Source organism: Lentilactobacillus buchneri (genome assembly GCF_018314255.1).
Lineage (GTDB): Bacteria > Bacillota > Bacilli > Lactobacillales > Lactobacillaceae > Lentilactobacillus > Lentilactobacillus buchneri.
The window spans coordinates 1,912,497-1,925,565 of sequence record NZ_CP073066.1 but is presented as its reverse complement, the minus strand read 5'-3'; the positions used below and the strand labels follow the sequence as shown (position 1 = coordinate 1,925,565).

Sequence of the window (13,069 nt, the reverse complement as noted above, 5' to 3'; positions counted from 1 at the left end):
CTAATGGGGTTGGTTAACCGGCCACTGCGGCTGCTGGCCATTCAAGACCCGAACCACTTCACTTGCCGCATCCGTGGCCATTCTTGAAAAGCTTTCAACCGTACTGGAACCAATGTGGGGTGTCAATAACACATTATCCAGCTTGAATAACCCACTGTTCATTGGTAAGGGCTCTTCGTCAAAGACGTCAAGAGCAGCACCACTAATCGAGCCGCTTTTAAGTGCATCAATCAACGCAGCGGTATCAACCAGGGCACCACGACCCAGGTTGATCAAAACACTGGTCGGCTTCATCTCTGCCAATTGCTTTCGACCGATAATGTGTCGGGTCTGAGAATTGGCAGCTAAATGGAGGGTCAAAATATCCGCAGATTTTACTAAGGTATCGAGATCGACAAATTCCCCGTATGGTGATTCCCGTGGGGTCCGGTTATGAATCATAATTCGCATCCCTAGCGCACTAGCTTTTTTGGCCACCAGACGGCCAATTTTGCCGTAACCAAGAATCCCCAAAGTTTTCCCTTCAAGATCGAATCCCAAATGAGCCAACGGGTAGGTAAAGTTGCCATCCCGCATTTCCATCGAGTTTTTGGTAATGTGCTTAGACACGTCCATGATCTCTGCCAAAGTCGTTTCAGCCACAGTTGCCGCATTGGCATTGGGCGTATTGGTCACCCAAACACCGTGATTGGCGCTGGCGTCCAAGTCCACACTGTCATAGCCGACGCCGTGTCGGGCAATAATCTTCAAATTGGGCATGTGAGAAATCACATTCTCGCCGACTGGATCCAAAAATAAAATCATTGCGGCAGCATCCTTGCCATTCTTCAAAATATTTTCAGCGTTAGCCCGCATCAATTCCACGACTTCCAGGCCGTGCTCACGTAAATAACGTTTTCCGTCCGGATGCAATTGAGCCGGAACGAGTACTTTATCAGCCATCATCAAGTCCCCCCTATACATTTTCTTTGGCAAATGCCAGCATCTTTTCCGTCTGCTGATTCAGCAGTGGCGGTAGGTCATCAAAATCGAAATAGTCCAGTCGAATGGTCTCGTCAGTCTCAGCGGACAGCAATTGGCCGCCAACTTTCCTGACTAAAAACAGCCGATCAATTGTCTGCACCTGATCACCATTTGGATAGGCGAAGATTCCCTGATCGAATAATCCGAGCGGCCGGACAATCTCAACTTTTACGCCGCTATCTTCTTGATACTCACGCACACAAGTCTGGGCATATGTTTCACCGAACTCCATGTAGCCACCCGGCAAACTCCAGTTATGACTATCGGTTCTTAAATTTAAGAGTACTTGGTGCTGATCATTTAATAGGATTCCAGCGGCCGTATTCAAAATTAAAGGCATGTGGCCCACGCGTTTTCGAATCCGACCAATATAGCCTGTTGCCATTTCATCACCACTTTCTCGAAAAAATCTGAATCTCTGCTGTTATGTTCTTACAAAACGGCTCACAAAGCAAGCTAATCGCGTGTTGATCTATGAAGCTCCCAGCAGGATACTAACATATCAGTAGTGTTTTCTGATGATTCAGCTCATTCTGACGAAAATAACGCTTCCAATCAACAAATTAAAACAAATCCATAACTGTCAACGTTTTCATTGATGTTTCCACTTGTATTAATTTGAGAAGTGTTTAGAATAACAATTGAAGCAAGAGAGAAATATCAGCTCTAATATGTTAGTTATCCACCTCTTACCCCATTTTGAAACTGATTGAGACACGAAAGGAAGTTTGACTATGACAAACACAGATTGGAAAGCATCATTAAAATCACCAAAGGCATTCAACGACTTTATCATCAACTATTTTAAGGACCACAAGGAACTGACCGGTAATTACGAAACTCCTTCATACTACGAGTACTATACTGTCACTTTGAACAGCGAAAAGGGCCTAGTGATCACCTTGGTCAGCTCGATTAATCCAACGGTTAACGCCGATGCGCCGACAATTCCTTTCAAAGATGTTGAAACCATCTCGGTTGAAGAATTCCGTCAGCTTATCCTCAACAAGAAATTCGCCGACATGCATACCTCATTGGCTGACGTCTTTCAGACGGTTGCCGGGGTGCCAGGATCCACAAAATAAGCTGGGCAAATCAAATTCCCAGCTAATGCCGATTGCTTTTGAACGGCACAATACGCTAAGAGGCCGGACAAATTGATGTCCGACCTCTTTTTTCGTGCTAATTTCCACAACGATCAACGAATAATTTTTTTATTAGGATCTAAAATATTGATTACCAAGACAACTACCAACATCGCGACCACCCCGACAAACACCATATGAAGGGCTGTCAGGATGATTGGATCAATCAGCGACCGATTGGCCACCACGGCGGCCCCTTTGGAACTGATGACGTTATTGACCTTTGAAAAGGTGATTCCGCCGTGCAGCTGCAATCGAATCACTAAATTCAAGATTGCACCATACACCCCGGCCATCACCGTTTGGCCCAAGGAACGACCAAGGGTGAGGACTGAAGTCGCCGAACCGACCATTTCATTGGGAACCAAATGCTGGCTAAGAATCGTATTCATGCTGACAACGATCCCCATTCCAATCCCATTAATCATGGCAATCACATAAAATGCCCAGACCGGAAATGCTTGACTGGCAAAGATCAGTGACAAATAACTGAGCAGCATCACACCAATCAAGGTCACTGCAATTTGTTTGGGAACAAAGTGGGCAATCAATTTACCGACAAAAAACGAGGCGACCAGCCACATGATTGAGCTGGAGGTCACGACTAACCCGGCAGTGGTTGCGGATACCCGATACAATGATTGCAGCCAAATTGGGAAATACATTTGATAACCAATTAAGACCCCACTCAAAATTGTTGCTGTGATAATTTGAATGGTAAAGGTTTTGGAATGAAACATTTTTGGTGAAATTAACGGGTCTGCGAAATGCTTTTCATGGCGAAGAAATAACCAAGTTGCCACAATCGTCACTATCAACAGGCTGGCTGCAATCAGCGGCAGCGTGTCCAATGCCTGAATCCCCAGCAATAAGCTGACCAGTGAAATTGCCAGCCAGATAATCCCCAGCCAATCAATGATCAGCTGATTCTTGAGCTCAATATTTTCCTGATACCCCAGCCAGATCAGCAGGGCGACGATGATGCCCAAGGGCACGTTGACGAAGAATACCCAGTGCCAGGAAAGATGGTCCACTAAAAAACCGCCAATCAGCGGGCCGACCAAGGCTGACAGTCCCCAGGCGGTATTATTGAGTGCCAGCACATTTGCCCGCTGTTCAAACGAAAAAATATCGGCGATGATCGTAAACGTCAGTGGCATGACCGCACCGGCCCCAATTCCCTGAATTGCCCGGGCGACGATCAAGAATAAAATCGAAGGTGACAATCCGCTTAAAAGCGAGCCGATGGTGAAGACGGTCACACCCCACTGAAATACTTTTCGTCGGCCCAACGTATCGGCCAACTTGCCGTAGATAGGTGTCGTGATCGCAGTCGTCAACAGATAGGCACTCATAATCCAGCTTTGATAAGCCAGCCCATGAAGTTCGCTAATAATTGAGGGCAGTGCCGTCGTCACGATGGTCACTTCAACGGAAGTCATAAACGTCGCGATAAAGACCGCGATCAGGATCACCCCGCGATTACGATGTCCAATATTTGAATGATTCATTTTGTGAAGACCCCTATCGTGTTATGATAATCATTATTAATAAAATGGTACGCAATTAATGATACCACAAGCTAATGGAGGTCCGAATTGAAATTACATTATCAACCGGCAAGGATGGATGAGTTGACCGCAATTATGGTGATCGAAGAAGCAGGCTTTTCGCCGGCCGAGGCAGCCACCAAAACTGCGATGGCGGAAAGAATCCGGTTGTATCCGGACACATTTATTGTCGCCACAAATGAGGCCAATCAAGTGGTCGGTTACATCGTCGGTCCGGCATTTTCACAACGGTATCTGACAGATGAACTATTTGAACAGGCCCACGCCAACCGTCGAGATGATCCTTATCAAACGGTCCTCAGCTTGGCGGTCCATCCCGATTTTCGCGGCCATGGCATTGCCAGCCGCCTGCTGAGCGAATTGGCTCAGGTTGCCAAAGCACAAAGCAGAGTGGCTATCACCCTGACCTGTCTGGCAGACCTGATCCCATTTTATGAAAGCAATGGCTATCAAAACGAAGGCATTTCAGCATCCAGTCATGCCGGGGAAACTTGGTACAATTTAGTCTATCCCCTGCAATAATTCATAAGCCTTCATTAAGACCGCTTGGTTTGAAGCAAGATTTCTTGAACGATCTTGATTGGAATGCTATTATTCAGGCAAAATGATTTTATGTAACTTCAAGAGAGGGTTCCTTATGAAAAAAAGAAGTTTCATTCTCGCCGCAGTCGCCAGTGCCACCTTTGCTTTAGCGGTGCCATTGACGTTGAACATGCCTCAAAGTCCGATTACTTATGCCAAATCAACTCAGCGGATTGCCGGCAAAACGGTTGCCAAGGCCATCAAAAGCACCCCTGATTTGAATCCAACATCAAGTGTCCGCAAATACCCCGCTTATATCTATGACAAATATTGGCAGGTCTTTGACCGCTGGTACAATGTCCAACCAATGAGTGCCCAGGGCATCTTCAAAAATCATACGGCAAAGGTCTACGTAGCCAATCAATCATTGAAGTCTTATACCTACGCCGCGATGCAGAATTGGAACAAGGCCCTCAAAACCAAAGCGTTTAAATTAGGCACCAAAGCTGACCACACGATTACAGTGGGCTTTAAAAATGCTGGGACCGGGCAAGGCAGCTGGGATGGCTATTACATTACCAGCAAGCTTTACATCAACTATAATTTCTTCGACAACACCAAGTACCTGCCGGCTGTCTACAAAGCTGAGACCGGTCATGCACTGCCATCAGCTGATCAGCCAAACAGTGCAGATTACCAGGCACTCTATGACACCTACTGGAAATCAGTGATTACCCATGAACTGGGCCACAGCCTTGGCTTGGATCACACCCCGTACTCCAATGATATTATGGAAGCTGATTCGGGAACTAAGAGCGGTGACGCGAAGTACTCCTGGAGCCAATCCAAAGTAGTCAACGATGATTACGCGATTTTCCAGGATAAATTATCTTCCAGAGATATTAATCGTGCCAAGTTAACCAAGGTTTTGGGTTACTGGTAAAGATCAAAACAGCTTAAAAATTTCCTCAACAAAATGCGGCTGGGCAAAAGGTGATCCTTTTGTTCAGCCGCATTTTATTATGTTAGAGCTTAAACGTGTGAAAGAGGACAACAATTGGATTTTAAGCCCCTCCACCCGAAAACCTGACTCGGTTTCGTTGTGTCTCACTTTTATCTTGATTAAACGTGTGAAAGAGGACAGCGATTGGATTTTAAGCCCCTCCACCCGAAAACCTGACTCGGTTTCGTTGCGTCTCACTTTTATTTTGATTAAACGTGTAAAAGAGGACAGCAATCGGATTTTAAGCCCCTCCAGCCGAAAACCTGACTCGGTTTCCGTCTGGAGGGGCTTAAAATCCAATTGCTAGACGTCCTCTTTCACACTCTGCCGATAACTACTATCAAACGAAATCAGAAAAATCACGGTCACGACCAGAATTGTTCCCCAAACTGCCAGGAAAACCGGCCACGACGCCAGTGCACTAACCGTATGAGTCACCGAAATTCCCGGCTGCCAATCGATTAACGCATGAATCAGAACCACCCAGGTTAAGGTATTGGTCGTCAACCTGATTGATGCAAAAATCGCCCCAATCACAAAAGCGTAGGTCGCCTGTTGAAGGGTTGGTAAAAAGCCCTGCCCTGAGATCAGATTCATGAAATGAAAGAGGCCGAAGAAGATTCCGGAAGCCAACGCGGCCTCGGTAAACTTATATTTGGCCTGTTTGAAGACGCTCAGGAATGCCGAGAACAACAATCCCCGACACAGGAATTCTTCAAAGATTCCCGCTGACAATGCCATCATGGTATCGGCAACCACCGTTTTGGCATGCATCATCAAAGCCGTGTGACCGAGAATGCTAATCAATAGGAATAATCCACCCAGGCAAATGCCAAAAATGAATCCCCAGATTTTGGCAAAAGTCCCCAACTTGACTTTAGTCTGAAAAATTTTCATCGTTCCCAGTACATAGAAAACAATTCCGGCAACGACCAGCGCAAACATCAGTCGGGCACCGCCGCGAACCAGTGGCCCTGCTCCCCGGACCGAAAAGTCGACACCCATCAAGAGGACCAGAAAAAGGGCTGCCAACCAGAATTCCTTTCCCCAAGACATTTTATTCTTAATCATCCATTGTGACCCCGTTTCATTATGTAAAAAAGCGGCCGAACAAAAGCAAAACTTTCGTTTCGGCCACTTTTGCGTACACTGATTATTTCGCGATGACGTCAGTTACCAGCTGAGCCTAGTCATCCAGGTAAACAGCTGTCACCGCGCTCCTATTAAGTGTACCGCATTATAAGGTTTGAGCAAAGAACCCAACCACGTCATCCCAGACATCATCCAGGTATCCCTTAGCGTGACGACTACCGGTTAACATCCGGGTTCGATAAGGAATTTGGTGTTTGGTCAAAGCTTGAGCCATGTCCAGGACTCCACTGGTTGGCACAAATTCATTCAGTGAATTGGCCAAATACATCTGACCAGTCTGGTCGGTTACTCGATGAACCGGAGTGGCTTCGGTGTATTGGTCGGTCCGGCCGTTAAAGTAGTTGGTCACAAACCACTTATAAAACGGATCGTTGGCCCCAGTCTGGTTAATATTCGAGCTGGCGGTTGAATTAAAGCCACTCGTGTCACCTTCTGCGGCAACCACATCTTCATGCTCGCTCAACCACTTATCAATATCCAAAATGCCAGACAGTGAGGCAATCGGAATGCCATATTTGATTGCCAATTCGACGGTCATGTTGCCACCGGCGGACGAGCCAAATGCCCCGATATGGTCGTGGTTGAACGGCAAGTCGGATTTCTTCAACCATTCATACAAGTGATCCATATCTTCCAAAGGTGCCGGATAGAAAGCCGCTGGCGTAATTCGATAAGCCGGCGTTACAACCAGGTAGCCGGCTTCCACAAACCGGATCGAGGAATCCTCATCTTTGGACTTGTTGCCGCGGAACCAACCGCCACCATGGATATCAATGATTGCGCCTTTGCTTTGCGCCTTTTCGCCATCATAATAAATGTCAGTTAACTGGTGGTGAACAGCATCATATTCAACGTCTTTTTTAATCACTAAATTTGTCATGTGAATCCTCCCCAAATAGATAACTTGTTATTTCAACAAAAGTATCTACCCGAAGCAGGTTGTGGTCAATCAAATCGACTTGAGGAGATTTAATCCCAAAACCGGCTAACCCCGTGATTTATTTTGCGGTTGGTCATCTTTCTTCCAAACCTCAATTGAATCATATTTAACGCCGGTCAAATCCTCACAAACTGCCTTGGGGTGTGGATCCACATCACTCATACTACCGCCCTTTTGCAGACGAACAAGTTCTGCAGAAAGAACCATGAATGTCTTCTTGCTGAGATGAAAGCGGCCGACAAACAGCATTGCCAAGACGATCATCAAGCCAACGCCACCCGATACGATAAAGATAATCATATTAATGGCACTCTGCGGCTGAACAACTGCCCCGCTTGCCGACTCCCGAAAATGGGCAAAGTCCAGCAAATATCCGGCAACCACACCGGCAACACCGACACTGATTTGATTAACAAAGGTCATCACGGAGGCAAACAGGCCGGCCCGGTTCCTTCCTGTCACCAATGTATCCAGATCGGGAATAAACGGAAACGCGTTCCATGGGGCAAAGTACAAAATGTACAACCCCACTTCCCAAAAAATCATAAAAATAACCAACCAAATCATTTTCATTTAACTATTTTTCGATAACCATGGCCTTCTTTGCGGTGACATAGTGGCCATTGGTTAGTTGCACATTTCGTTCAATATTTACCATTAAAACTCATCGAAGTCGGCACCAACCGTGTGATCATTAAATGAAATCGTCAGCTTATTGCCATCCAACTTCACTTCTGGAATGACAATCTTGCCATCATCATCCAGGCTCTCGAGCTCACGATCACCAAGATACAGTGAGATCAAGGTGTACTTGCCTGGGGCCAAAACACCAGTTTGCAGGGGAATCTTGGTCTTATTGAAGTAGAGATTGGTGTTGGGTTCCGGCGTTGACAATTCAGTTGTCAATTCCTTTGACAAGCCGACTAATCCGGTAATGCCGACTCTTGAATGATAGAAAACGGCATTAGCTGCTCTGGTCTTCATTTCATATTCATCAGGTGCTCCACTGTCAGGAGCTGAGAAACTGCCTTCAGCCAAATGAAGCTCCCGGCCGGTATTGACTTCATGAACCCGCACATGCCATGGCATTGCCGGCACAACAAAGTTCTTGATTTCAACATCATCGTACGGCTTCCAGTCTGAGTAGACGTAGTTGTCGTGGATTGCGTAATCATCGTACTTGAAGGCGGTTTGCCAGAAGTTTTCCGATTCGGCAACTGCCAAGGTATTATCATAAGCCCCCTGTTTCAAAAGAACGGATCCTTTAGGCGTACTGAAACCAAAGGTGGTTGAGTAGACATACTTCTCATACTTGGCTTCACCATGGGCATGCTCGTGGGAGTGCTGACCGGCAGTAAATGACTGAACTTCCAAACCATTTTGACTGTGGGCAATCAGCATTCTAGGTTCCGGCTGCTTCTTCAAAGCTTCAAACTTGAAGTCATCACTTTCTTTGGTGGTCCAGAACGGATCATCATCAGGTAAGGCAAAGAAGATAAAGGTCTTCAAGGCCCAGTAAGCAGAAGCCGGCCCGTTGTAACCTTCAGCAAAATTCATATTGGGATAAGCATAGCCGATTGGAATCAACCCATCCGTCTGGAAGATGTTCTGCTGGAACCACCAACGCAGGTTGTTCAACAGCAAGTGCTTGATATCACCTAAGCTATACCCTTCAGGCATATCAACATGCGCATAGGCATAAGCCGCCCAAAAGGCTGCCTGGGCAAATCGGTAATCCAAACTGCGTCCGTATGGCAAGGCAGCACCATCAGCGGCAAACCAGTTGGCATAACTTGGGACAAATTTCTGGGCGCGTTCTTTCAATAATTGACTTTGCTTGTTATCAGTGTGTGCCAAGCCAACCGTTAGGATCGTAAAGAACTGGTAGGCAAACGGAATGTAGTTATCGATCTGGTTGACATAACCATCGTAGGACCAGCCATGACCCAGGTAATGTTTATTGGTGATCGCATAATCAGCATCGATCAACTCTGAATTATCCATGTAGCCGGAATCAGTGATAAATTGGTTGACCATCGCACGGAAGAATAACCAGTTGGTCTTTGGAATCACCTTGTGGTTCACCTGATCCATCCATTTGACAATCGTTTTTTGCTTTTTAACGGTCAAATTATCCCAGAAATAATCTTTTGTTTCATACAAGAAGGCAGTCAAAGCGCCCATCTCTACGAAGACCTGGTCATAGTCACCAAGATCTCCACCCCAGTAATCAGGATCATCAGGATCAGTTCCGGCTAAGATGCCTTGCGTCACCAACTCGTACCAGTCTGGACGTTCGTATACCCGCTTTTTATCACTAAAGAATGGCCCTAAGCCCCAAAGCAGGCGCATGAAACCTTCCACTTCGGTCTTGTCTTGGAGGTAAACGGCCCCACTGTCACTCATCCGGAAGCGGCCCTTTCGTTTTTGTTGCGCCAAAACTTCCATGGCAGGCGCTAAAATGTCGACCAGGGCAGCTTTGACATCCGCTTTACTGCGGAGTGGGTTGTCTTTAATTTGTTCATTAAATAATTTTCGTTTCACTGTTAAAATCACCTCATCATTGTATTTTGAAAGCGCTTTTACAGTGTTAATCATACTGCATATTTTACTAAAACACAAGTAAATTTGGCACTTCTTTTCCTAATTCAATTGTGCTTTATGGTAAATAAAAAGCAGCCAATCGTGGCTGCTTCAAACAATTAAGCTTTCGTAATCTTAAAACCAAAATCAATATCTTTTCCTGCGGGAATGTGATACTGCTCTTCAACATCCCGACCCCAGCTGTCAATGCCGCCAACACCACGAACTGCGCCCAAGATTGAAACGACCGTCCGTCTTGGCAATGGCAATTCTTCTTGATGAGTGGCGTTTTCCAGTTCTTCAGCCGTATATGGTAGGCAGCTAAAGGCAAACGGCTGGCCGTCACTTTCAAATTTAATGCTAAACGGTGTGTCCGAGTGATCCGAGCTGACTTTGGTAGCGTTGCGGGTCACTGTGACCCAATCGGTCTTCATGTGCACCCCACAGTCTTGGGGAACCATGTAGTTGGTTACTGGCAAGCCGTCAATTCGATACTCGCCGGGAATCCCGCCAGCCATGCGATCCGGATAGGTTTCACCGGACAAGCCAGCATATTCGTAGCCGGTTGCGGCAGTCGGCAAAATAAAGCGCATCCCAAAGACTGGCAAATCCGGCAATTGATCATTACCGGCATAATGGGCATGGATGCTGATCACACCATCACCTGTCACCGTATAGTGAACCTCGACATCCGTACTTGGAATTGTCAGGGTTGCAAAATGATAAATCACTTCTACTTTGTCGGCATACTCATGGTTGGAATACTGATTATTCCGCGGTGCACTGGGAAATTCAATCAACTGGTCGTTAATTTTAATATCGACTTTATCGGCACTGGCAAACATATCGGCGCCATACCATTGAACAGCTTGTTTCGAGAAACCATTACCACGGTCATTATCGGTGGTTGCCCGCCAGAAGGTTGGCTTAGGCTCACGATACATCCACTCACGACCATCGACGACCATTGATTCCATGCCGCCGCGGGTGTAATTGAAGATGTAATGGAAATTGTCACCGCCAACGCCGAGGCCACCATCGCCATATACCAAGTGCAATTGTTTATTTGTGTTGTCCATAATAGTATTTCACCTCCTGCATTGCCGGCTTCTCGGTCCGATCAGCAAACATTAATCCATCACCGGAAAATTCGTAGTCAGACATCCGGTCATCGAAATCGCCGCCATATCTGAGAACTTTTTGGCCGGTGATTTCGTCATTGACTTCAATTGCCTGATCGATAAAGTCCCAAATAAACCCACCAGCGTACATTGGATACTTGTCAATCAGATCAATGTAGGATTTCATCCCGCCAAGTGAGTTACCCATGTCATGCATGTATTCGCACAAGAGGAATGGTTTCTTCGGATTATGATCCAGGTAATCCTGGATTTCGTCTGGGGAAGCATACATCCGACTTTCAACGTCTGAGATCACATCTTCATACTTGCGGTTTTGAACAACCCCTTCATAGTGAACCAGTCTGGTTGGGTCAGCCTGCTTGTAGAATTGTTCCATGGCCGCAATGTCATCGCCGGCATATGATTCATTACCTAATGACCAGAAGAGAATGCTGGCATGATTCTTCAGCATTTCATAGTTGTTGCGGGCGCGGTCGATCACGGCAGCTTTCCACTGAGGAACCGATCCAGGCACGTTGTAAGATGGTTCCACTGCACCTAGTTTTTGCCAAGTACCGTGAGATTCCAAATTATTCTCGGCCATGACATAAATCCCGTTGATGTCACACAGGTGATACCACAGCGTGTGATCAGGATAATGACAGGTCCGCACCGCGTTAATGTTATTCTGCTTGAAAGTTCGAATGTCGGCTTTCATATCGTCAACGGAAACCACCCGGCCGGAATGACAATCCCACTCGTGGCGGTTGACGCCGTTGATGACTAAACGCTTCCCGTTAAGGGTAATGACCTTGTCTTGATTAATTTCAATCTTTCTAAAGCCAAATTTGTAAGGCACGATTTCTAAGACGTTACCATCTTGATCATCAATTTCAATCGTCAGCTGATACAAATAAGGATCATGGTTATCATACAAATGAACGTTTTTAAATGAAACGTTACTCAAAGTGATGGCGTCATCCACCGACTGGGAATCCGCGTACAGTCCATTGCCGTCTGCATCGGTAACCGACACTTTGGCGGTGGCACCCGATTTGTTAACTGTCATTTTTGTGGTGACATTCAAAGTGCCATCTTTCAAATCATCGCTCAAGGTTGGTTTAATGGACAGGTCTTCAATGTGAGCTTCTGGTTGGGCAATCAAGGAAACATCCCTAAAAATCCCAAAGAAACGGAACATGTCCTGATCTTCCAGCCATGCCGCCGTGCTGAGTTTGAAGACTTCCACGGCCAACGTATTCTCACCATCTTGAAGATATGGGGTTAAATCGAATTCTGACGGGGTAAAACTGTCCTCGGCATATCCTAAGAAATGACCGTTGAGCCAAACATACATCGCCTTTTCAACGCCATCGAAACGGACGCGAACCTTTTTATCTTTGAATGCTGAGTTCAAAGTGAATTTTTTAATGTAGTGGCCGACCGGATTGTCGACTGCTTCACTGAATTGACCGGCTTCCTGATCATTTTGATCAAGCGCGTACGCAGGACGGCGGTAAATCTTGCCTTCCCAGGGATACATCGTGTTAATGTAGTGAAAATCGTCGTAACCGGCAAATTCAATATGCTGTGGTACCTGGATCGCATCAAAGTCACTGCTGTCAAAATCAGCAGCATAAAAGTTTTTGATCCGGTGCATTGGATCCTTGGCATAGGCGAATTGCCACTGGCCGTTCAAGCTTTGCACGTAACTGCTGTGATTATTTCGAATCTCATCAGCACTCTGATAAAATTGATGATCGCTGTGGGCTGGCAGCATACCGACCCTGAAAGTTTCAGGATCGTCTAACCATTTAATGTCTGGTTCCATGAATTTATCACACTCCTCTTGCTTAGTCTGAACACTAATTCTAATGTAAGCGCTTTACAGTATTTTGTCAATAAACATTTAGATTATTCATTAAACATTTCATTAATTTTACTAAATATTTAATTGGGCATAAAAAAACAGGCCCCAAAATACGGGACCTGATTCTAATTCATTTGAG

12 protein-coding genes are annotated in these 13,069 nt (G+C 46.0%); 3 read left to right on the top strand and 9 right to left on the bottom strand.

Annotated features, from left to right (window positions below):
* Complete coding sequence (locus KE627_RS09025) at positions 1-942, bottom strand: phosphoglycerate dehydrogenase (protein ID WP_013727454.1); 942 nt, start codon at positions 940-942, stop codon at positions 1-3.
* A 13-nt stretch (positions 943-955) separates the two neighbouring features.
* The gene (locus tag KE627_RS09020; RefSeq protein WP_056938987.1) at positions 956-1,408 is read right to left on the bottom strand and encodes an NUDIX hydrolase; all 453 of its coding nucleotides are present in this window, start codon (positions 1,406-1,408) and stop codon (positions 956-958) included.
* Positions 1,409-1,757: 349 nt separating this feature from the next.
* Here KE627_RS09020 and KE627_RS09015 point away from each other — a divergent pair, with 349 nt between their 5' ends.
* Entirely contained in the window at positions 1,758-2,108 is a 351-nt protein-coding gene (locus KE627_RS09015; RefSeq protein ID WP_013727452.1) for a hypothetical protein, read from the top strand.
* A gap of 113 nt (positions 2,109-2,221) precedes the next feature.
* Here KE627_RS09015 and KE627_RS09010 read toward each other — a convergent pair whose 3' ends face one another.
* Positions 2,222-3,679: an MFS transporter gene (locus tag KE627_RS09010; RefSeq protein ID WP_013727451.1), complete on the bottom strand. Its 1,458-nt coding sequence runs from the start codon at positions 3,677-3,679 to the stop codon at positions 2,222-2,224.
* A gap of 87 nt (positions 3,680-3,766) precedes the next feature.
* On the opposite strand from KE627_RS09010, the gene KE627_RS09005 reads away from it, so the two are divergent.
* Positions 3,767-4,261: a GNAT family N-acetyltransferase gene (locus KE627_RS09005; RefSeq protein WP_013727450.1), complete on the top strand. Its 495-nt coding sequence runs from the start codon at positions 3,767-3,769 to the stop codon at positions 4,259-4,261.
* Positions 4,262-4,376: 115 nt separating this feature from the next.
* Positions 4,377-5,204: a M57 family metalloprotease gene (locus tag KE627_RS09000; protein WP_013727449.1), complete on the top strand. Its 828-nt coding sequence runs from the start codon at positions 4,377-4,379 to the stop codon at positions 5,202-5,204.
* Positions 5,205-5,567: 363 nt separating this feature from the next.
* Here the strand turns inward: KE627_RS09000 and KE627_RS08995 are convergent, their stop codons facing one another.
* From KE627_RS08995 to KE627_RS08970, 6 genes are all read right to left on the bottom strand, one after another.
* On the bottom strand, positions 5,568-6,335 hold the full coding sequence (locus tag KE627_RS08995) for a CPBP family intramembrane glutamic endopeptidase (RefSeq protein WP_056938986.1): 768 nt from the start codon (positions 6,333-6,335) through the stop codon (positions 5,568-5,570).
* A 166-nt stretch (positions 6,336-6,501) separates the two neighbouring features.
* Complete coding sequence (locus KE627_RS08990; protein ID WP_056938985.1) at positions 6,502-7,296, bottom strand: alpha/beta hydrolase family protein; 795 nt, start codon at positions 7,294-7,296, stop codon at positions 6,502-6,504.
* 105 nt (positions 7,297-7,401) lie between these two features.
* The gene (locus KE627_RS08985; RefSeq protein WP_225424211.1) at positions 7,402-7,929 is read right to left on the bottom strand and encodes an MFS transporter; all 528 of its coding nucleotides are present in this window, start codon (positions 7,927-7,929) and stop codon (positions 7,402-7,404) included.
* An 84-nt stretch (positions 7,930-8,013) separates the two neighbouring features.
* The gene (locus KE627_RS08980) at positions 8,014-9,954 is read right to left on the bottom strand and encodes a DUF2264 domain-containing protein (protein ID WP_153152546.1); all 1,941 of its coding nucleotides are present in this window, start codon (positions 9,952-9,954) and stop codon (positions 8,014-8,016) included.
* 104 nt (positions 9,955-10,058) lie between these two features.
* Positions 10,059-11,018, bottom strand: coding sequence for a beta-galactosidase small subunit (locus KE627_RS08975; protein ID WP_013727445.1), 960 nt, complete (start codon positions 11,016-11,018; stop codon positions 10,059-10,061).
* Positions 11,002-12,891 (bottom strand): glycoside hydrolase family 2 TIM barrel-domain containing protein, encoded by a 1,890-nt coding sequence (locus KE627_RS08970; protein ID WP_013727444.1) that lies wholly within the window; start codon positions 12,889-12,891, stop codon positions 11,002-11,004. Before KE627_RS08970 ends, KE627_RS08975 begins: the two co-directional genes overlap by 17 nt.
* Positions 12,892-13,069: the final 178 nt, after the last annotated feature.

What these genes read in the sequence shown, in the direction of transcription:
- KE627_RS09025 (WP_013727454.1), bottom strand. Translation starts at nt 942, where the DNA reads ATGGCTGATAAAGTACTCGTTCCGGCTCAATTGCATCCGGACGGAAAA.
- KE627_RS09020 (WP_056938987.1), bottom strand. Translation starts at nt 1,408, where the DNA reads ATGGCAACAGGCTATATTGGTCGGATTCGAAAACGCGTGGGCCACATG.
- KE627_RS09015 (WP_013727452.1), top strand. Translation starts at nt 1,758, where the DNA reads ATGACAAACACAGATTGGAAAGCATCATTAAAATCACCAAAGGCATTC.
- KE627_RS09010 (WP_013727451.1), bottom strand. Translation starts at nt 3,679, where the DNA reads ATGAATCATTCAAATATTGGACATCGTAATCGCGGGGTGATCCTGATC.
- KE627_RS09000 (WP_013727449.1), top strand. Translation starts at nt 4,377, where the DNA reads ATGAAAAAAAGAAGTTTCATTCTCGCCGCAGTCGCCAGTGCCACCTTT.
- KE627_RS08995 (WP_056938986.1), bottom strand. Translation starts at nt 6,335, where the DNA reads ATGATTAAGAATAAAATGTCTTGGGGAAAGGAATTCTGGTTGGCAGCC.
- KE627_RS08990 (WP_056938985.1), bottom strand. Translation starts at nt 7,296, where the DNA reads ATGACAAATTTAGTGATTAAAAAAGACGTTGAATATGATGCTGTTCAC.
- KE627_RS08985 (WP_225424211.1), bottom strand. Translation starts at nt 7,929, where the DNA reads ATGAAAATGATTTGGTTGGTTATTTTTATGATTTTTTGGGAAGTGGGG.
- KE627_RS08980 (WP_153152546.1), bottom strand. Translation starts at nt 9,954, where the DNA reads ATGATTAACACTGTAAAAGCGCTTTCAAAATACAATGATGAGGTGATT.
- KE627_RS08975 (WP_013727445.1), bottom strand. Translation starts at nt 11,018, where the DNA reads ATGGACAACACAAATAAACAATTGCACTTGGTATATGGCGATGGTGGC.
- KE627_RS08970 (WP_013727444.1), bottom strand. Translation starts at nt 12,891, where the DNA reads ATGGAACCAGACATTAAATGGTTAGACGATCCTGAAACTTTCAGGGTC.